24 protein-coding genes are annotated in these 16,886 nt (G+C 68.2%); 7 read left to right on the top strand and 17 right to left on the bottom strand.

Annotated elements, in window-relative coordinates; all coding sequences use genetic code 11:
• Positions 1-35 precede the first annotated feature (35 nt).
• Together thiL and nusB are read right to left on the bottom strand one after the other, a co-directional pair.
• Positions 36-878: a thiamine-phosphate kinase gene (gene thiL, locus ACEN8G_RS16035; protein WP_413416802.1), complete on the bottom strand. Its 843-nt coding sequence runs from the start codon at positions 876-878 to the stop codon at positions 36-38.
• Between the two features lie 151 nt (positions 879-1,029).
• Entirely contained in the window at positions 1,030-1,491 is a 462-nt protein-coding gene (gene nusB / locus ACEN8G_RS16030; protein WP_269573964.1) for a transcription antitermination factor NusB, read from the bottom strand.
• A gap of 29 nt (positions 1,492-1,520) precedes the next feature.
• On the opposite strand from nusB, the gene ACEN8G_RS16025 reads away from it, so the two are divergent.
• Positions 1,521-1,958: a hypothetical protein gene (locus tag ACEN8G_RS16025; RefSeq protein WP_413416800.1), complete on the top strand. Its 438-nt coding sequence runs from the start codon at positions 1,521-1,523 to the stop codon at positions 1,956-1,958.
• On the opposite strand, the gene ACEN8G_RS16020 is transcribed toward ACEN8G_RS16025, so the two are convergent.
• The 3 genes from ACEN8G_RS16020 to hisG are packed head-to-tail and all read right to left on the bottom strand — an operon-like array spanning position 1,955 to position 4,286.
• Entirely contained in the window at positions 1,955-2,344 is a 390-nt protein-coding gene (locus ACEN8G_RS16020) for a hypothetical protein (protein WP_413416798.1), read from the bottom strand. The genes ACEN8G_RS16025 and ACEN8G_RS16020 overlap by 4 nt on opposite strands.
• The gene (gene hisD / locus ACEN8G_RS16015) at positions 2,344-3,636 is read right to left on the bottom strand and encodes a histidinol dehydrogenase (RefSeq protein ID WP_413416796.1); all 1,293 of its coding nucleotides are present in this window, start codon (positions 3,634-3,636) and stop codon (positions 2,344-2,346) included. The genes ACEN8G_RS16020 and hisD overlap by 1 nt, the downstream gene beginning before the upstream one ends.
• On the bottom strand, positions 3,633-4,286 hold the full coding sequence (gene hisG / locus ACEN8G_RS16010) for an ATP phosphoribosyltransferase (protein WP_413416794.1): 654 nt from the start codon (positions 4,284-4,286) through the stop codon (positions 3,633-3,635). The genes hisD and hisG overlap by 4 nt, the downstream gene beginning before the upstream one ends.
• Before the next feature lie 63 nt (positions 4,287-4,349).
• Between hisG and ACEN8G_RS16005 the strand changes: the two genes are divergently transcribed.
• Positions 4,350-5,447 carry a DUF2332 domain-containing protein gene (locus ACEN8G_RS16005; RefSeq protein ID WP_413416792.1) on the top strand — a complete coding sequence of 366 codons (1,098 nt, stop codon included), beginning with the start codon at positions 4,350-4,352 and terminating at the stop codon, positions 5,445-5,447.
• On the top strand, positions 5,447-5,827 hold the full coding sequence (locus ACEN8G_RS16000; RefSeq protein WP_413416790.1) for a DUF6157 family protein: 381 nt from the start codon (positions 5,447-5,449) through the stop codon (positions 5,825-5,827). The genes ACEN8G_RS16005 and ACEN8G_RS16000 overlap by 1 nt, the downstream gene beginning before the upstream one ends.
• Positions 5,828-6,080: 253 nt before the next feature.
• Here the strand turns inward: ACEN8G_RS16000 and ACEN8G_RS15995 are convergent, their stop codons facing one another.
• A complete protein-coding gene (locus ACEN8G_RS15995) occupies positions 6,081-6,968 on the bottom strand; it encodes an alpha/beta fold hydrolase (RefSeq protein WP_413416788.1) in 888 nt (295 codons plus the stop codon).
• Between the two features lie 101 nt (positions 6,969-7,069).
• On the opposite strand from ACEN8G_RS15995, the gene ACEN8G_RS15990 reads away from it, so the two are divergent.
• Positions 7,070-7,555, top strand: coding sequence for a hypothetical protein (locus tag ACEN8G_RS15990; RefSeq protein WP_413416786.1), 486 nt, complete (start codon positions 7,070-7,072; stop codon positions 7,553-7,555).
• Positions 7,556-7,826: 271 nt separating this feature from the next.
• Here ACEN8G_RS15990 and ACEN8G_RS15985 read toward each other — a convergent pair whose 3' ends face one another.
• A complete protein-coding gene (locus ACEN8G_RS15985) occupies positions 7,827-8,723 on the bottom strand; it encodes a pirin family protein (RefSeq protein WP_413419147.1) in 897 nt (298 codons plus the stop codon).
• 64 nt (positions 8,724-8,787) lie between these two features.
• On the opposite strand from ACEN8G_RS15985, the gene ACEN8G_RS15980 reads away from it, so the two are divergent.
• Positions 8,788-9,396: a DUF6445 family protein gene (locus ACEN8G_RS15980; RefSeq protein WP_413419145.1), complete on the top strand. Its 609-nt coding sequence runs from the start codon at positions 8,788-8,790 to the stop codon at positions 9,394-9,396.
• A 3-nt stretch (positions 9,397-9,399) separates the two neighbouring features.
• Here ACEN8G_RS15980 and ACEN8G_RS15975 read toward each other — a convergent pair whose 3' ends face one another.
• The gene (locus tag ACEN8G_RS15975) at positions 9,400-9,684 is read right to left on the bottom strand and encodes a BolA family protein (protein WP_413419143.1); all 285 of its coding nucleotides are present in this window, start codon (positions 9,682-9,684) and stop codon (positions 9,400-9,402) included.
• Between the two features lie 36 nt (positions 9,685-9,720).
• Here ACEN8G_RS15975 and ACEN8G_RS15970 point away from each other — a divergent pair, with 36 nt between their 5' ends.
• The gene (locus ACEN8G_RS15970; RefSeq protein WP_413419141.1) at positions 9,721-10,335 is read left to right on the top strand and encodes a J domain-containing protein; all 615 of its coding nucleotides are present in this window, start codon (positions 9,721-9,723) and stop codon (positions 10,333-10,335) included.
• Here the strand turns inward: ACEN8G_RS15970 and ACEN8G_RS15965 are convergent.
• The 8 genes from ACEN8G_RS15965 to ACEN8G_RS15930 all read right to left on the bottom strand — a co-directional run bounded on the left by ACEN8G_RS15965 (position 10,332) and on the right by ACEN8G_RS15930 (position 15,064).
• Positions 10,332-10,973 (bottom strand): glutathione S-transferase family protein, encoded by a 642-nt coding sequence (locus ACEN8G_RS15965; protein WP_413419139.1) that lies wholly within the window; start codon positions 10,971-10,973, stop codon positions 10,332-10,334. The two genes, ACEN8G_RS15970 and ACEN8G_RS15965, sit on opposite strands and share 4 nt — an antisense overlap.
• A complete protein-coding gene (locus tag ACEN8G_RS15960) occupies positions 10,970-11,758 on the bottom strand; it encodes a VOC family protein (RefSeq protein WP_413419137.1) in 789 nt (262 codons plus the stop codon). Before ACEN8G_RS15960 ends, ACEN8G_RS15965 begins: the two co-directional genes overlap by 4 nt.
• Before the next feature lie 181 nt (positions 11,759-11,939).
• Positions 11,940-12,290 carry a DUF1428 domain-containing protein gene (locus tag ACEN8G_RS15955; RefSeq protein WP_413419003.1) on the bottom strand — a complete coding sequence of 117 codons (351 nt, stop codon included), beginning with the start codon at positions 12,288-12,290 and terminating at the stop codon, positions 11,940-11,942.
• Positions 12,291-12,313: 23 nt separating this feature from the next.
• Entirely contained in the window at positions 12,314-12,967 is a 654-nt protein-coding gene (locus ACEN8G_RS15950) for a glutathione S-transferase family protein (RefSeq protein WP_413419001.1), read from the bottom strand.
• Positions 12,968-12,977: 10 nt separating this feature from the next.
• Positions 12,978-13,457, bottom strand: coding sequence for a VOC family protein (locus tag ACEN8G_RS15945; protein ID WP_413418999.1), 480 nt, complete (start codon positions 13,455-13,457; stop codon positions 12,978-12,980).
• Between the two features lie 40 nt (positions 13,458-13,497).
• Entirely contained in the window at positions 13,498-13,878 is a 381-nt protein-coding gene (locus ACEN8G_RS15940) for a DoxX family protein (protein ID WP_413418998.1), read from the bottom strand.
• 27 nt (positions 13,879-13,905) lie between these two features.
• Entirely contained in the window at positions 13,906-14,346 is a 441-nt protein-coding gene (locus ACEN8G_RS15935; RefSeq protein WP_413418996.1) for a VOC family protein, read from the bottom strand.
• A gap of 25 nt (positions 14,347-14,371) precedes the next feature.
• On the bottom strand, positions 14,372-15,064 hold the full coding sequence (locus ACEN8G_RS15930) for a DUF899 family protein (protein WP_413418994.1): 693 nt from the start codon (positions 15,062-15,064) through the stop codon (positions 14,372-14,374).
• 159 nt (positions 15,065-15,223) lie between these two features.
• Here ACEN8G_RS15930 and ACEN8G_RS15925 point away from each other — a divergent pair, with 159 nt between their 5' ends.
• Positions 15,224-15,838 (top strand): winged helix-turn-helix transcriptional regulator, encoded by a 615-nt coding sequence (locus ACEN8G_RS15925; protein WP_413418992.1) that lies wholly within the window; start codon positions 15,224-15,226, stop codon positions 15,836-15,838.
• Between the two features lie 341 nt (positions 15,839-16,179).
• Here ACEN8G_RS15925 and ACEN8G_RS15920 read toward each other — a convergent pair whose 3' ends face one another.
• Complete coding sequence (locus tag ACEN8G_RS15920) at positions 16,180-16,737, bottom strand: hypothetical protein (RefSeq protein WP_413740620.1); 558 nt, start codon at positions 16,735-16,737, stop codon at positions 16,180-16,182.
• Positions 16,738-16,886 lie beyond the last annotated feature (149 nt).

Raw genomic sequence — 16,886 nt, 5'->3', positions numbered from 1 at the left:
GAGGCTATAGAGGGTATAGCCTGAGCGCAAGCGGCTCAGCGATGCTGGTATCCCAGTGCGATTTCCGGGACTTGGCCATCGAGCAGCAAGAATGTCTTGCCCGCCGCCGCCATCTCGCCGATCCGCGCGGCCGGCACCGGCGGGACGAAATCGGCCGGCGCGGCGAACAGCAGCTCATAATCGTCGCCCCAGGTCACCGCGCGCAGCGGATCGGCGCCGGGGGCGAGCGGCACCCTGGCGAGCGTGATGCTGGCGGTGCAGCCGCTCGCCTCGGCCATGCGGCTGGCGTCGAGCAGCAGGCCGTCGGACACGTCCATCATCGCTGTCACGTGTGGCGCCAGCGCGCTCCCATCGGCCAGCCGGGGGCGGGGGCGCAGATAGGCGGTGCCCTTGCCGCTCTCGAACCCCAGCATCGCCGCGCCGACCGGCCCGGTGATCCACAGCCCGTCGCCCGGCCGCGCGCCGTCGCGCCGGGGCACGGGCGTCACGGTCGCCCGGCCGATCGCGGTGCAGCCGAAGGTGGCGGGGGAAACCGAGATGGTGTCCCCGCCGAGCAGCGGCACGTCGTACTCGGTGAGGATCGCCCGCAGTCCCTCGACGAAGCGCTCGGCGCCGTCGACCAGCACCGCGCCGATCAGCACGCCCAGCGGCTCGGCGCCCTTGGCGGCGAGGTCGGACAGGTTGGTGGCGACCAGCTTCCAGCCAATGTCGAACGGATCGGTGCCGGGGCGGTAGTGCACGCCCTCGGCGATCGCGTCATGGCTGAGGATCAGCGTCTCGCCGCCGATGGTGAGGGTGGCGGTGTCGTCGCGCAGCTCCTGCGCGCCCGGGTGGAGCGGCAGGGTGCGCAGCGCAGCGATGAACTGGGCTTCGTTCAATTCCCAAATCCTCCCTCTCGAAGCGGGGGAGGGGGACCATTTGCGCAGCAAATGGTGGAGGGGGCCTCTCCACAAGCGGCGCTACCCGGGGAGGCGGCCCCTCCGTCGCGCTGCGCGCGCCACCTCCCCCGCTTCGCGAGGGAGGATCTGTTCAACCCCGCACTTCCTTGGCGACGGCGTCGAGGATGCCGTTGACGAAGCCCTTCTCGCGGCGGTCGTAGAAGGCGTCGGTCACGTCGAGATACTCGCTGATCGCGGCGCCGACCGGCACGTCCTTGCGGGCCATCAGCTCATAGGTGCCGGCGCGCAGGATCTGGCGCATCGGCTTGTCCAGCCGGTCGAGCGTCCAGTCGGCGGTCAGCTTGCCGGCGATGATCCGGTCGATCTCGTCGCGGCGCTCGCTCACCCCGGTGACGATGTCGTCGAAGAAGGCGATGTCCGCCTCGGCATATTCCACGTCCTCGATCGTCGCGCCCAGGCGGTGATTGTGGAACTCGTGGAGCAGCGCGGGAATCGAGACCGCTTCCATTTCGTGCTGGTACAGCGCCTGCACGGCGGCGAGGCGCGCGGCTGCGCGCGCCTTGGAACGGGACTTTGCTTGATGGCTTGGCATGGTCCGCCCCATAGGTATGTTCGGCCGATATGGCAAAGCGTCTTGCACTGATCGGATTCCTGGCGGCCATAGCGACCGCTCCCGCCGCGCATGCCTGCTCGGTCATTGTCGACCATGAACCCACCTATGCAGAGCGTCGTGCGGAGGCGAGGAAGACCATAGCGGATGCCGCCGCCATCCTCGACGGCGAAGTTGTCGAGCCCGCTGATATCAAGACCCACAAGCCGGCGAAGATACGCGTCGTCCGTGTCTTCAAGGGCGAGGTGCCCGAATTTGTCTATGTGAAGTCGTTCACCAGCTGCGACATCGACTTCACTACCGCCGGCGAGCGTTGGCGCTTCGTGCTGCAGAACGGGCCGCAGGTGTATTCCACCTGGGTCGATTATTCGAACGCGCGACACATCGACCGCCTATTGCGATCCGATCGCCGTGAGGACTGGCCGCTCTTCCCGCGCAAGCAGGACTAGCCCCGCGGCCAACTCCGCAGCGGCTCCCGCGCGGCATAGGCGATGCTCTCGTCATTCCCCGTCTGCACTTCAATCACATGCTCCGGCCCGAACGGCACTTCGGTGCCCAGCCAGAACTCGTCATTCTCGTCGATGTCGGGCTCGTTATCGAGCAGGCCGAAATAGCCGCCATCCGCGGCTTCGCGCACCACCACCCACATCCGGTCGGTGATCGGCTCCTCGTCTTCCTCCACCGCGATCAGGAAGATCAGCTTGGCGAAGTCGCCCGGCTTCAGTCCGGTGCGCGCCGCTTCGTCGGGAATGTCGAAGGCTTCGGCGTCGAGCGCATGATAGTCCACCGCGCTGGCCAGGCACCAGCCATCCTCGTCGAGATCGGGTGCGCGCATCACTTGCTCCTCAGCCGGATCGCCACCGACTCGGCGTGCGCCGGCAGGCCTTCCGCGTTCGCCAAGGCTACCGCAGCCGGCCCGATCGCCGCCAGCCCGGCTTCGTCGAGCGACAGGAAGCTGGTCCGCTTCATGAAGTCGAGCACCGACAGGCCCGAGGCGAAGCGCGCCCGGCGCCCGGTCGGCAGCACATGGTTCGGCCCCGCGACATAGTCGCCCACCGCCTCGGGGGTATGACGGCCGATGAAGACGGAACCGGCATGGCGCACCATGTCGAACAGCCCCTCGGCATTGTCGCAGGCCAGCTCGAGATGCTCGGGCGCCAGCCGGTCGACCAGCGGCATCGCGGCGACCAGATCGGGCACCACGATGATCGCGCCATTCGCGTCCCAGCTCGCCCGCGCGGTCTGCTCGGTCGCCAGCTTTGCCAGCGCGCGCTCGACGGCTTCGGCAACCTGGTCGGCAAAGCCCGCATCGTCGGTGAACAGGATCGACTGGCTGGTCGGATCATGCTCGGCCTGGCTGAGCAGGTCGGCGGCGATCCAGTCGGGATCATTGCGGCTGTCGGCGACCACCACGATTTCGCTCGGCCCCGCGACCATGTCGATGCCGACCACGCCGTAGAGCTGGCGCTTGGCCTCGGCCACCCAGGCATTGCCGGGGCCGGTGATCACGTCGACCGGCGCGATCTTCTCGGTGCCATAGGCAAGCGCGGCGATCGCCTGCGCCCCGCCGACCCGCCAGATCTCGTCCACCCCGGCAAGATGCGCGGCGGCCAGCACCAGCGGGTTCACTTCGCCATTGGGAGTGGGCGTGACCATCACCAGCCGGCCGACACCCGCCGCACGCGCCGGCAGCGCGTTCATCAGCACCGAGCTGGGGTAAGCGGCCCGCCCGCCGGGCACATAGACGCCCGCCGCATCCACCGCCCGCCAGCGCGCGCCCAGGCGGACGCCGGCGGAATCGATCTCGTCGCGATCCTCGGGCTTCTGCTTGGAATGGTAGATGGCGATCCGCTCGGCGGCGAGTTCGAGCGCGTCGCGCAGCTCGGGGGTGAGGCCTTCCCAGGCGGCGAGGCAGTCGGCGCGGTCGAGCTTCCAGCCCTGGGCATCGAGGTCGAACCTGTCGAAGCGCTGGGTATAGTCGCGCAGCGCGGCATCGCCTTCGGTCCGGACCTTCGCCACGATCGCGGCGACATCGCGCGCGACATCCTCGTCGGCCTCGCGCCGGGCATTGACCAGATCGGTGAACGCCTTGGCGAAACCGGCATCGCGGGCGTCCAGCCGGATCATTCCGCCACCGCCTTCCTGAACTTGTCGACCAGCGGCACGACGTCGGTCGCCCGCGTCTTGAACGCCGCGCGGTTGACCACCAGCCGGCTGCTCACCTCGGCGATCACCTCGACCTCGACCAGTCCATTCTCCTTGAGCGTCCGCCCCGAGGAGACCAGGTCGACGATCCGCGGCGCCAGGCCCAGCACCGGGGCCAGCTCCATCGCGCCGTTCAGCTTGATGCACTCGGCCTGCACCCCGCGCGCCTCGAAATGGGCGCGGGTGATGTGCGGGTATTTGGTCGCGACGCGGACATGGCTCCAGCCGCGCGGATCGTCCTTTTCCGCCAGGTCGGCAGGCTCGGCGACCGAGATGCGGCAATGGCCGATGCCGAGGTCGACCGGCGCGTAGAGCTCCGAATAGTCGAACTCGGCCAGCACGTCCGACCCGACGATGCCCAGCTGCGCGGCGCCATGCGCGACGAAGGTCGCCACGTCGAACGCGCGCACGCGGATCAGGTCGATCGCCGGCGTGTTGGTCTTGAAGCGCAACGCCCGCGAGCGCTCGTCCGAAAAGTCGGGCTCGGGGATGATGCCGACGCGGGCGAGCAGCGGCAGCGCCTCGTCGAGGATGCGCCCCTTGGGGACGGCAAGGATCAGCGGTTCGGTCATCGAAGCCGGGGCTTTACTCGGGGCACCCCCAAGGCGCAACAGAGCGGCCGCGGAGGGTTTCTTATGGCCAGTGAAGAGAATAACCGCGGCGCGTTTCGCATCCAGGAATTCTATTGCCGCAAGATGGATGCGCCGATCTACGCGGCCATCTGCGCCGCGATCGCCGACGGGCTGGACCGCGGAAGCGAGACCGGGCGCAAGGTGCTCGACTGGCCGGGCGAGCCGACTCGCGATGCGCTCCCGCTGCGATTGATCGGCGGGCTCCATGCGCTGGTGCTGGCTGGCAAGGACGCGGAACTGGCCGAAGTCTTCGCCGGCAGGCTGGAGGGCGAGGCGCTGCAGGCGGCGCTCAACCGCGTGCTCGCCCGCAACGATGCCGCCCTGCTCCCCTGGCTCGACGGCCCGCCCCAGACCAACGAGCCTGGCCGCTCGGGCGCGCTGATCGCCGGGCTGCTCGAAGTCGCGCGGCGCCTCGGCCCGAAGCTGGAGATCCTCGAGATCGGCTCGAGCGGCGGATTGAACCTGCTGATCGACCGCTATCGCTTTGACCTGGGCGGTGCGCTGCTCGGCCCGGCCGACTCGCCGGTGACCATCGCGCCGGTCTGGCTGGGCGATCCGCCGGCGCTGCCCGAGCTGGAGATCGTCTCCACCCGCGGCTGCGACGTCCAGCCGCTCGACGTCACCGATCCGGCGGTCGAGGCGCGGCTGTCGGCCTATGTCTGGGCGGAGACGCCGATGCGACTGGAGCGGCTGCAAAAGGCGATCGGCATGATCCGCGAGCAGGGCGTCCGGCTCGATCGCGCCGATGCCGCCGACTGGATCGAGGCGCGGCTGGCCGAGCCGCAGGAGGCAGGCGTCACCCGGGTGCTGATGCATTCGGTGGTCTGGCAATATGTCCCCGATGCCAGCACCGCGCGCATCCGCGCCGCGATGGAGGCGGCTGGTGCCGCAGCGACGTCCGAACGCCCGCTCGCCTGGGTCGCGATGGAGCCCGATCGCGCGCTTGGCGAGCAGGTGGTGAGCGTGCGGACCTGGCCCGATGGCGGCTCGCGCATCACGGTCGCCACCGCGCACGCCCATGCCGCCTGGGTCCGCCCGGGTGCGGAGCGCAGTTCCGAACAGGGCATTCTCCTCGATGCGGCGGCGGAGGTGCGGATCTGATGAAGTCGACCAATTATCGCGACACGCTGATCACCGCCTCGCCGGACAGCCCGGTGTCGGCGGGGACGATCCCCGAAAAGCCCGGCACGGTGGCCGCGGTCCAGCATGCTCTGCTGGCCGAGCCCTATTCGATGACCAGCGACGACCTGCTCTTCGCCGCCTATCGCGAGCGCGGCGGCGACAAGGATCGCGACGAATTCTTCGCCAAGCCCCAGGCCTGCCTGCGCGCCTCGCCGCTGGTGAAGCAGTTCGGCTGGGGCGTGCATCATGACGGCGAAGGGCGGATCGCGCTGCTCGGCATGGAGAGCGCCGACTATCGCCGGTTGCTAGAAGATCCCGCCGTTGCCAAAACGCCGGGGATGCGGCGGAGTCGATCCTGATCCGCCATCCCGGCCGCCCCAATCGTCATCCCGGCGAAAGCCGGGATCTCAGGCGAAGGCGCGGACGGCAGGACAAGAGCCGCAGGAGATCCCGGCTTTCGCCGGGATGACGGGTGTAGTTGCAAGGTAGGATTTCGCCTGCTCTGGTCGCTGGATGGCGTGGCACGCACTTCGATTTCGGGGTGATTCGGATCGATGCGCAGGGCGCCCGGGCAAAGTGAAACGACTTGCCCCGACTCCCTTCACTTTGCGGTCAGGCGAGCCACTCCAATATCGCCTCGGTCACCAACTCGGGCTTCTCCCAGGGCACGAAATGCCCGGCATTCGCGATCTTCACCACGGTGAGGTCCGGCACATAGCGATCCAGCCCGTCGAGCTGCACCGGCAGCAGCGCGGTATCCCGCATAGCCCAGATCACCAGGGTCGGCTGGGTCACCGGCGGGAAGGGCGCGTCGAGCCATACCGGGCGTTCGGGCGTCTCGTCGGGGGCGGGCACCAGCACCGCGCTGCCGCGATACCAGTTGAGCATCGCAGTCAGCGCGCCGGGCGGGCTCCATTCGGCCAGATAGGCGGGCTTTTCCGGCTCGAGCAGCGCGGCGTCCGTGTATTTGGCGAAGCTCTGGTCGAAGAAGGTCTCCAGCCCGATCCGCTCGACGAACTGCTCGAAGTCCGGATTGCGGAACGCGGTCATGTACTGGCTCGCCGCGCGCTGGTCGGGATCGTCGAACAGGCTGCGCTGGAAGACCAGCGGGTGCGGCGCGTTGACGATGACCAGCCGGGCGATGCGCTGCGGGTTCTGCAGCGCCGCCATCCAGGCGATCGCGCCGCCCCAGTCATGCCCGACCAGGGTGAACGGCCCGATGCCGAGATGGTCGGCCAGCGCGAGCAGGTCGCCCACCGGCTTGTCCGGCGTGTAATTCTCCACCCCCTCGGGCTTGGACGAATGGCCGAAGCCGCGCTGGTCCGGCGCGATGACGTAGTGGTCCCGGGCGAGCGCCGGGATCTGGTTGCGCCAGGTGCGGTGCGATTCGGGGAAGCCGTGGAGCAGCACCACCGGCGGGTTGGCGGGATCGCCCGCAATCGCCACGTTCAGCTCCACGCCGGTGGGCAGCGTGATGCGCTGGAGTTCGAACTCGGTCATGTCGCCTCTCCCTTTTCGGCCGAGCCTAGCGAACATGCGACGACCTGCAAGGACCCGATGGTCGCCGCGGACGTTGAGCCGCGGGACGAGAGGAGAGGGACATGCTCGCATTGCTGCCGTTGATGCTGGGGCTCGCCCTGCCGGACGGGTTCGCGACCAAGAACATCAACAGCCTGGACGGCGAGGTGCTGGCGCTGCTCGGCCCGGGCTTCGTCAGCGCGCCGCGGCCGGGCAAGCTGGCCTATAGCTGCCCCGATTGCGCCGGTCAGCCGATCCTCGGCATCGAGTTCGGCCGCCAGGTCGACGGTACCGAGGGGCGGGTCCGCTCGGGCGAGACGAAGATCGAGGACCTGCAGGCGCAATGCCAGGCGCGCAGCCCGGAATGCAGGATCGAGGCGCTCGACGCCGGCCCGGCAGTCGGCTGGGTGAGCAGCTATGCGATCGGCGAGGACCAGGGCGCCACCGCGGTGCTGATCCGCGACGGCGACCTGCTGACGATCCGCTCGGTCGCCAACGACGCTGCCCTGGCCCGCGCCAATCTCGACAAGCTGCTGCCGCTGGTGCGGGAGAAGATCATCGGGGAATGAGGCAGAATCGTCATCCCGGCGAAAGCCGGGATCTCGTGCGGCTCTTTTCCCGCCATCGCCTGAGATCCCGGCTTTCGCCGGGATGACGATTTGAGGCGGCGGGGATGACGATCACGGGGAAATCTTCCCCTTGGTCCGGCTGGTCAGATGGAACTGCCAGCACCGGTCGCAGCGATAGGCCCGCAGCTCCCAGCCGCTCTTCGCGATCGCGGCCCGCGCATCCTCCCGGGTCGGATAGCGCGCCTTGCGCCGGCAGATGCTCAGGCGGGTGCTAGGGATAGCTCACCGTCTTGGGCACTTCGGGGATCGGGATGAATTCCTTGTCGTCGCCCGGCACCTTGGGGAAGTTGCCGGCCTTCCAGTCTTCCTTGGCCTGGTTGATCCGGTCGCGGCTCGACGAGACGAAGTTCCACCAGACATGGCGCGGCGTCGCGAAGTCCTCGCCGCCGCACAGCGCAACCCGGCCGCCCCCGGCCGAGCGCAGGATCGCGGTGATGCCCGGGCGCAGGATGTAGAGGGTCGCGACTTCCATCTCGATCCCGTCGATGCTGGCGTCGCCGTATGCGAGATAGACCGCGCGCTCGGTAGCCGACGGGTCGACCGGCACTGCGCCGCCCTCGGACAGCTCGATATCGGCATAGATGGTCTGGGCATAGGTGGTGGTCGGCGCCTTCGCCCCCCACAGCTCGCCCATGATCACCCGGCAGCGCGCACCCGGTTCCTCCACGATCGGCAGGTCGGCGGCGCTGACATGCTCGAAGGCCGGGTTCATCTCTTCCCGGTCCTCGGGCAAGGCGAGCCAGGTCTGGATGCCGGAGAGCTCGGGGCCCTTTTCCCGCTCGGCGCTCGGCGAGCGCTCGGAATGGACGATGCCGTGGCCGGCGGTCATCAGGTTGACTGCGCCCGGCTCGATCGTCGCGAAGGTGCCGAGCGAGTCGCGATGGTCGATCGCGCCGGCATAGAGATAGGTCACCGTCGCCAGGTTGATGTGCGGATGCGGGCGCACGTCGATGCCGGTGCCGACGGTCAGCCGGGCCGGGCCCATCTGGTCGAAGAAGATGAACGGCCCCACCATCGTCCGCGGCTTGGACGGCAGCGTGCGGTGGACCTTGAAGCCGCCCAGGTCATGGGTGGTCGGCGTGATGATCTGGGTGAAGAGCTCGTCCATGCCGCCTCGATAGCCGAAACTACCGGGCGTTGTCAGCCGCCCGAGCGGGTATTAGGCAGGCGTCATGCCCACTTCGCTGATCGTGATCGACGACTTCCTGGAGACTCCCGACGCGTTCCGCGCGGCGGCGCTCCAGCTGACCTATCCGGATCTGCAGGGCGAATTCCCCGGGCGCAACTCGCTCCAGCGGATCGGCCTGGATGGCCTTGAGCAGGAAGTGTCGCGGCTGGTTGGCGAGCCGCTGGTCGCGCACAATCCGCCGCTCTCGCACGCCAAGTGCCGGATCACCCTGGCGAACGACAGGGGGCTGGGCCGCGTCCATATCGATCCCGGCGTGCTCTCGGGCATCCTTTATCTGAGCCGGCCCGAGGATTGCCGCGGTGGCACCGAGTTCTTCCGGCACAAGGCGACCAACAGCGACCGCGCGCCGCTCACCCAGGCCGAACTGGCGGCGGCAGGCTATGCGAGCTTCGACGCGATGCGCGAGGGGATCATCGGCCAGGACGGGCTCGACGAGAGCAAATGGGAGAAGACGATGGAAGTGCCGATGCGCTTCAATCGCCTCGTCCTGCTGCGCCCCTGGATGTGGCACACCGCCGGCCCCGGCTTCGGCGACACACTCGAGAATGGCCGGCTGGTCTATCTGATGTTCTTCATGCCGGCGGGGCGCTGAGCTTCATTCTCCCGGCGCCCGCGCCTTGATCGCCAGCGCGTGGATGCGGCCGGTGAGCAGGTCGGCGAGCAGCTTGTTGACCATGCGCTGCCGTCCAACGCGCGAAAGCCCCTGAAAGGCGTCGCTCTCGACCACCACGGTCCAGTGCGATTCGCCGGTGCCGTCATCGCCGAGATGCCCCGAATGATGATGGCTGTCGTTGATCACCTCGAGATGCGTCGGGGAGAGGCCGGCGGTGAGACGGGCGGCGATGATGTCGGCGAGTCCGCCGCTGGAAGGGTTCGTCATCGCGCCTATATAGGCGGTTTGCGCAAGGGAGGTCACGTGGCTGAGAGCCAGCCCAAGAAGGACAGGCCGAATGCACGTTTCCACGGTCGGGTGGAGGCGCAGGGGAGGTTGTGCTCGGAGCCGGGCTGCAACGAGCCGGGCGAATTTCGCGCGCCGGCGACGGGCAGCCGCGCCACGTTCGACGGTCCGGGCGAATATCGCTGGCTGTGCCTCGATCACGTCCGCGCGTTCAATTCAGGCTACAACTTCTTCCAGGGGATGAGCCCCGACGAGATCCACGACGCCCAGCGGCCCTATGCCGGCTGGGAGCGCGAGACGCGGGCCTTCACCGGCAATGGCGGTGCCGACCGCCCGCCGCGCTGGGCCGATTTCGCCGACCCGCTCGATGCGATCGGCGCACGATTCCGCGACCGCATGAAGGATCGCGGCGAGCGCAAGGACGGCAGGCCGCTGTCGGGGCAGGACCGGGAGTCGCTCAAGATCCTCGACCTCGAGATCGACGCCGACCGCACCGCGCTGCGCAAGCGCTATTCGGAGCTGGTCCGCAAGTTCCACCCCGACCGCAACGGCGGCGACCGCAGCCATGAGGGCCGGCTCCAGCGGGTGATCGAGGCGTACCAGCACCTGAAGAAGGCGCCGGCCTTCGCCTAGGGCCGCACATTCACCGCCAGCTGGTCCGCGAACGCGCGCCGGTACGCCGGCCGCGCCTCGCCGCGGGCGACATAGGCGGCGAGCGTCGGATAGTCGTCGAGCATGCCCGACGGCCGCAGGCGGAGCAGCACCGAGACCATCATCAGGTCGCCCGCGCTGAACGTGCCGTCGAGCCATTCGGCATCGCCCAGCCGTGCGGCCAGCTGGTCGAGCCGGGGCCGGATGCGCGCCTGCACCAGCGGCAGCCGCTCCGCCGCCCAGGGCTTGTCGCCCTCGAATATCCTGGCGGTGACCAGCTCGAGGATCGGCGGTTCCACCGTGTTCACCGCGGCGAACATCCAGGCGATCGCCCGCGCCCGGGCGTCGGCATCCTCGGGGAACAGCCCGGGAAAGCGCTCGGCCAAGTGGAAGACGATCGCGCCCGTCTCGAACAGCGCCAGGTCGCCTTGCTCCAACGTCGGGATCTGGCCGAAGGGATGGATCGCCAGATGCGACGGTTCCTTGAGCGCGGCGAAGGTCACCAGGCGCACGTCATAGGGCTGGCCGACCTCCTCGAGCGCCCAGCGCACCCGCGTGTCGCGGGCCAGCCCCTTGCCGCCATCGGGGGAACGGTCGAAGGCGGTGATGGTGATCGTCATCCGCTCTTGCCCGGCGAGACGAAGCCGCAGGTCACGCCTTCGGGGTCGATGATGTTGATCACCCATTCGCCGCCCGGCACCTCGTGCGGGCCCCAGATGACCTTGCCGCCGCCGGCCTCCACCTTCGCCTGCGCCTCGGTGATGTCGGGCACGCGGAAATAGAAGCCCCAGCCGGCGGGCGTGCCTGGCTGCGCCTTCATCACCGCGCCAACCGCCTCGCCCTTGCTGTCGCCATTGGCGATGAAGCTGTAATCGCCCATCTCGCCCATCGGCATGGAGCCGACCTTCTCGATGGCGAACAGCTTGGCGTAGAAGGCGAGCGCCGCGGCATCGTCCGTGGTCAGCAGCTCGTTCCAGGCGACATGGCCGAAGCCCGTGCGCTGATAGGCGGTGCTGCTCTCGGGCGAGGCACCGCGCATCACATAGAAGGGCACGCCCTGCGGATCGGTGACCATCGCCAGCCGGCCGACATCGGGGATATCGAAGGCGGGAAGATGGACCTGCCCGCCCTCCGCCACCACCGCGGCGACCGAGGCATCGACGTCATCGACGCCCAGATAGCCGAGCCAGACCGGCTTGGCGCCGCCCGCGATCATGTCGGCGTTCAGCTGCATCACGCCGCCCGCCTGGCCGTCCCCGGCGTTGATCATGCGATAGTCCATGCCGCCCGGAGGCGCCTCGGCGTCGATGTTCCAGCCACAGATCGAGTCGTAGAACGCCTTGGCCTTGCCTGCGTCCTTGGTCAGCAGCTCGTACCAGATGAAGCTTCCATGCGCGTTGGACATGATCTGTCTCCTTAATTCCTCCCCGAGCTTGCTCGGGGAGGGGACCGCCCGCCGCAGGCGGGGGGTGGAGGGGCGCCGCGCCAGCGGCGGGAAGCGGATGAGGCCACCGGCTGCGCCGGCCCCTCCACCAGCCTGCGGCTGGTCCCCCTCCCCGAGACAAGCTCGGGGAGGATCTAATACGTTAAGCCTGGGTATCGACGATGCTCTCGAAGCCGCCCCAGAACATGCGCTGGCCGTCGAACGGCATGGGCTCGGGCGGCTTCATCCGCTCGTCGGCCATCACCTTTTCCCAGCCCGCGTCGCGGGTCGCCTTGTCGGGCCATTCGATCCAGGAGAAGACCGGCGTCTCGTTCTCCTCGGCCTTCACCGCCATGTAGAAGTCGGTCACCTTGCCGCGCGGCACGTCATGGCCGAAGCCTTCCACCACGCGCAGCGCGCCATGCTCGAGGAAGATCGGGGCGGCCTTCTTCGCCATCGCCAGATAGGCCTCCCGGTCGCGCGCCGGCGCGACAAAACCGTCGATATAAGCCATTTCACTCTCCTCTATTATCTCTGTCAGGCCGCGACCGGCGCGGGCTGGAAATCGGCGAGCTGCGCGTCCATCGCCCGCCGGAAGCCGGGCCGCGCCATGCCGCGCTCGACATAGGCGGCCAGCGCGGGCCGGCTGCTGATCAGCTCGCTGCCATCGGCATTGCGCAGCACCGTCACCATCGCGATGTCCGCCACGCTGAACTCGCCGACCAGCCAGTCGCGGTCGCCCAGCGCATCGGCCAGCCGATCCAGCTTCTTTCCGATATCCTCGATCAGGCTCGGCTTGCGCAGCTTCGCCCATTCCTCGTCCTTCGAGAACAGGGTGACGTTGCCCAGCTCGAACAGCCCGGGCTCGACGCTGTTGAGCGACGCGAACAGCCAGGCGAGCGTCGTCGCCCGCTGTTGCGGATCGCGCGACAGCAGCCGCGTGTCCTTCTCCGCCAGATGGAGCAGGATCGCGCCGCTCTCGAAAAGCTGGATCCCGGCATCGTGCAGCACCGGCACCTGGCCCCAGGGCTGCTCGTCGAAATAATAAGCCGGCTTGGGCGGGACCGGGCTGATCAGCCGCGTGGTATAGGGCTGGCCGATCTCCTCGCAGGCCCAGCGCGGCCTGAGGTCGCGGACATAGCCGCGGGCGAAGTCCGGCACCCAGTTGAAGCCGGTGATCTCGATGGTCATGGCTGCCTCCTCAACCTTTCGCCGCGGCTTCCACCGCCGCGATGTCGATCTTCTTCATCGTCATCATCGCCTCGAAGCCGCGGCGTGCAGCCTCGGGATCGGCACCGAAGTTTATCTCGATCAGGCGGCGCGGGGTGATCTGCCAGTTGAAGCCCCATTTGTCCTTGCACCAGCCGCACATGGACTCCTGGCCGCCATTGCCGACGATGGCGTTCCACAGCCTATCGGTCTCTTCCTGGTCCTCGGTGAGGATCTGGAAGGAGACGCTCTCGTTCGGCTTGAAGTTCGGCCCGCCGTTCAGCCCGGCATAGCTGCGCCCGGCCAGGGTGAACTCGACGACCAGCGCCGCGCCTTCCTCGGTGCTCGGATTGTCTCCGGGCGCGCGATACACCTTGCCGACATGGCTGTCGGGCAGCAGCGAGACGTAGAAGTTCGCCGCCTCCTCGGCCACATGGTCGAACCACAATACGGTCGTGATCTTGTCTGCCATCGGTCCTCTCCTCTGGACTCTCGGGTTTTCAGGCGGGTTCTCAGGCGATCGGGATCAGCGCGCGGACGCGGGGATCGCGGAACCACAGTCCGCCCCAGGCGAGCACGCCCAGATAGACGCCGAACAGGGTGTGGCTGAACAACGGGCTGCCCACCCGCCAGTGCATCGCGACGGCGCCGCCCAGATAGCCGGTGAGCAGGATCGCCCCCAGCACGGCGGTGCGCGGCACCGCATAGAGCAGCGTGCAGACCGCCAGGATCAGCCCGAGCTGCTGGTAGAGCCCGGGCTCGCCCGGGACGCCGAGCGGCGGGCTGTAGGCGATCATCTGCGCCGGTGCGATCAGCTTGCCGCCGGCGTCCATCGCCAGGAACAGGAGGACGAGGCCGCTCAGCACCCATCCGATGATGTTGTCACGCTTCATGCCGCGTCTCCCTGGTCCCGGTTTCGCTCAGGCCGGCTCGTGGGCCGGGCCTTCGGGGAAGGCGGCCATGGCGGCTTCCATGTCCATGAACATCGGCTCGAAGATGTGGCCGTCCGGATCCTCGAAGCTGCGGCCGTACATGAAGCCCATGTCCTGCTTCTCGCGCACGTCCGCCTTGCCGCCGGCCTTGCCCGCCGCCTCGACGATCGCGTCCACTGCGTCGCGGCTGTCGCGCGAGATGCAGATCAGCGCCTCGGTGACGCTGTGCGCATCGGCGATCTGCTTCGGGGTGAAGGTCTGGAAGAAGTCCTTCGACAGGATCATGAACACGATCGTGTCGCTCAGCTGCATGGCGGAGGCCTGCTCGTTGCTGAAGCGCGCATCCTTGGTGCAGCCGATCGCTTCGTAAAAGGCCGTCGACTTGGCCACGTCGCTTACGGGCAGGTTGACGAAGATCATCTGGGTCATGTTGCTCTCCTCGGGGGTATGTTCTTCAGTAGGTGAGGGAAGGGTACCAGTCGGTGCCGCGGCCCTCGGGTGTGCAATCCAATATCGTCCACAGCGGCATCAGGTCGGGCGCGCCGCGCGGGTCCTGGCCGGGGTCCATGCTCTCGGAACCCATCTCGCCCGCCCAGAAGAACCGGATCTTGCCGTCACGCCGGGTGAAGACCAGCAGCTGCGGGATGTCGCTGCCGTCCGGCGCGATCGCATTATAGTCGCGGCTGAAGTCCTGGTCGCCATCCGAATAGAGCGGAAGGTGCTGCCAGCCGCGCTCGGCCTTGAACGCCTTCAGCTTGTCGATCGGCGAGCGCGCGGTGACCGCGAAGCCGACCCGCTGCGCGATATCGGGCGTTTCGCCGTCCCAGGCCGAGAGCAGGGACGTGCACATCGGGCAGGGCCGCTCGCGCTGCGGGCCGAACATCCAGGTGTAGACCACCAGCGTATCGTGACCCGCGAACAGGTCGGCCAGCCGGACCGGGCCATTCTCGCCCTGGAAGACATAGTCCCTGGTCACTTCCGGCCCCGCCGGCAGTGCGCGGCGCTGCTCGGCCACGCGCTCCAGATGGCGGCGCAGCTCGATCTCCTCGGCGAGCAGTGCGGTGCGTGCTGCGCGATATTCGGAGGACTCGCCGGGCCAGCGCGAAGTCTCGCGCGCGGCCAGTTCGGCGGCAGGTACCAGTGTCATCGGACTAAACCTCCACTTCGGGTGGCCAGCGAATCGCTTTCTTGATCCTGATGCCCGACTCGGTTATTAAAAGCAACCATGGAGTCACAAAAAGTAACTAGCAACGATTTCGCCAAGGCGCGCCGCTGGTATCAGGACGCGTGCGGGACGGCGCTCGCAATGGATCTCATTGGAGAACGCTGGTCGCTGCTGATCGTTCGCGAATTGCTGCTGGGCCCACGTCGTTTCGGCGAAATCCGCGGCGCGCTGGAGGGATTGAGCGCCAATATCCTGACGCAACGGCTCGAAGGCCTGGAGAAGGGCGGCATATTGCGCCGCAAGCAATTGCCTTCGCCGGTCAACGCCCAGGTCTATGAGCTGACCAAATGGGGCGCCCAGCTCGAGGAGCCGATCTTCGCGCTCAGCCGCTGGGCGGCGGGCTCGCCCGCGCACGACGTCACCCTGCCGCTCAGCAACGGTGCCTTCATGCTGTCGCTCAAGACCATGATGAACCGCGAGGCTGCGCGCGCGCTGTCGGTCGATCTCGGCTTCCGGGTGGGCGGCGAGCCGTTCCGTGCGCATATCCTGGATGGCGGGCTGGTGATCGAGCGCCGCGATCCCGCCGGCGCCGATGTGCTCTTCGAAGGCGTGCCAACCCCGCTCGCCGCGACTTTCTACGGTCCGTTGCCGCTCATCGAATCGATCCGCGAGGGGCGGGTGGCGGTCACCGGCGACCTCGCGCTGGGCCAGCGCTTCGTCGACCTGTTCGGGTTGCCTCGGTTCGAGAATGACTGAGGCCCCTTGCTCGTCATCCCGGCGAAAGCCGGGATCTCAGGCGATGGCGCGGGACGCGGGAAAAGAGCCGCACGAGATCCCGGCTTTCGCCGGGATGACGGGAAGAGGAGGGGTGACGGCTGCCTTGCAAAATAGGATTTCGCCTGTTGCACTCCTGCAGCCGGGTCGCCGCCCGGTCGCTCTTTGACCCGGTAGGAAAGATAGGACCCCGCCCGCGCAACAATGCTGCGAGATGCGAAGCCTTCGCGGCAACCGTGTCAACTCAAGCGCCGCGAAAACCCGCTTTGGCGTGTACTTCGTGGACTTTGGCGAGTCGGTCCCGCCCGCGCGGTAGGAAAGCGTCAGACCCGGTTGCAGAAGCCCGGCTTGCGGTCGCCGGCGTCCCAGCAGCCGTCGAGGATCATCGTCTTCAGCGTCTCGCAGCCACGCTGCGGCCCGCACTGGCCGTCGGGATTGACCACTGCGCATTGCCGGGCGAGCAGCGCCGCCTTCTGCCAGCCGATCTTCGAGGCACAGGTCGGTCCGTTGTCGCGCCAGTTCCAGCGCTTCTCGCGCGGCCGATAATGCACCGGCCGCGGGCGAACCGGGGCGGGGCGCCACTCGGGCTCGGGCGTCCAGCGCTGCGGCCCGCGCAGGTAGCGGCGATAGGCAGTGGCGACGCACCCGGCGGTCTCGCAGGCGTCGCGCTCGCTCGCCAGCGCCTGGAGCTGCTGGCGCTGGACCCAGAGCTGCTGCTTGCTCGCGCCCTGCCGGTCCTCCGCCCATTGGCCGGCCAGGGTACGGTGCAGCCAGTTCAGCCCCTTGTTGTCGCAGACCAGCCACTGGCCGCGGCGCAGCCGGCCCTCGCAGCTGGGATAGACGGCCAGCCATTCGGGTTCGCGATCGATCGGGCGGGCCACCGGGGGCGGGGGACGGTGCGGCGGCGGTGCCGGCTGCTAGCCCCAGTCGCACGCCGCCAGCGGCGCAAGCAGCGCCAGGAACAACAGCTTCCCGTTCATCGACTTCCCCAAGAATCGGTGTTGGTACGCGACCGTTGCTTTGACGTCAT

The sequence above is a fragment of the Sphingomonas sp. Sphisp66 genome, from assembly GCF_047324325.1.
Lineage (GTDB): Bacteria > Pseudomonadota > Alphaproteobacteria > Sphingomonadales > Sphingomonadaceae > Sphingomonas.
This window is presented reverse-complemented; position numbering and strand designations above follow the sequence as displayed.

Coding starts and splice junctions, on each gene's coding strand:
- nusB (WP_269573964.1), bottom strand. CDS start 1,491: ATGCCAAGCCATCAAGCAAAGTCCCGTTCCAAGGCGCGCGCAGCCGCG.
- ACEN8G_RS16025 (WP_413416800.1), top strand. CDS start 1,521: ATGGCAAAGCGTCTTGCACTGATCGGATTCCTGGCGGCCATAGCGACC.
- ACEN8G_RS16020 (WP_413416798.1), bottom strand. CDS start 2,344: ATGCGCGCACCCGATCTCGACGAGGATGGCTGGTGCCTGGCCAGCGCG.
- hisD (WP_413416796.1), bottom strand. CDS start 3,636: ATGATCCGGCTGGACGCCCGCGATGCCGGTTTCGCCAAGGCGTTCACC.
- hisG (WP_413416794.1), bottom strand. CDS start 4,286: ATGACCGAACCGCTGATCCTTGCCGTCCCCAAGGGGCGCATCCTCGAC.
- ACEN8G_RS16005 (WP_413416792.1), top strand. CDS start 4,350: ATGGCCAGTGAAGAGAATAACCGCGGCGCGTTTCGCATCCAGGAATTC.
- ACEN8G_RS16000 (WP_413416790.1), top strand. CDS start 5,447: ATGAAGTCGACCAATTATCGCGACACGCTGATCACCGCCTCGCCGGAC.
- ACEN8G_RS15995 (WP_413416788.1), bottom strand. CDS start 6,968: ATGACCGAGTTCGAACTCCAGCGCATCACGCTGCCCACCGGCGTGGAG.
- ACEN8G_RS15990 (WP_413416786.1), top strand. CDS start 7,070: ATGCTCGCATTGCTGCCGTTGATGCTGGGGCTCGCCCTGCCGGACGGG.
- ACEN8G_RS15985 (WP_413419147.1), bottom strand. CDS start 8,723: ATGGACGAGCTCTTCACCCAGATCATCACGCCGACCACCCATGACCTG.
- ACEN8G_RS15980 (WP_413419145.1), top strand. CDS start 8,788: ATGCCCACTTCGCTGATCGTGATCGACGACTTCCTGGAGACTCCCGAC.
- ACEN8G_RS15975 (WP_413419143.1), bottom strand. CDS start 9,684: ATGACGAACCCTTCCAGCGGCGGACTCGCCGACATCATCGCCGCCCGT.
- ACEN8G_RS15965 (WP_413419139.1), bottom strand. CDS start 10,973: ATGACGATCACCATCACCGCCTTCGACCGTTCCCCCGATGGCGGCAAG.
- ACEN8G_RS15960 (WP_413419137.1), bottom strand. CDS start 11,758: ATGTCCAACGCGCATGGAAGCTTCATCTGGTACGAGCTGCTGACCAAG.
- ACEN8G_RS15955 (WP_413419003.1), bottom strand. CDS start 12,290: ATGGCTTATATCGACGGTTTTGTCGCGCCGGCGCGCGACCGGGAGGCC.
- ACEN8G_RS15950 (WP_413419001.1), bottom strand. CDS start 12,967: ATGACCATCGAGATCACCGGCTTCAACTGGGTGCCGGACTTCGCCCGC.
- ACEN8G_RS15945 (WP_413418999.1), bottom strand. CDS start 13,457: ATGGCAGACAAGATCACGACCGTATTGTGGTTCGACCATGTGGCCGAG.
- ACEN8G_RS15940 (WP_413418998.1), bottom strand. CDS start 13,878: ATGAAGCGTGACAACATCATCGGATGGGTGCTGAGCGGCCTCGTCCTC.
- ACEN8G_RS15935 (WP_413418996.1), bottom strand. CDS start 14,346: ATGACCCAGATGATCTTCGTCAACCTGCCCGTAAGCGACGTGGCCAAG.
- ACEN8G_RS15930 (WP_413418994.1), bottom strand. CDS start 15,064: ATGACACTGGTACCTGCCGCCGAACTGGCCGCGCGCGAGACTTCGCGC.
- ACEN8G_RS15925 (WP_413418992.1), top strand. CDS start 15,224: ATGGATCTCATTGGAGAACGCTGGTCGCTGCTGATCGTTCGCGAATTG.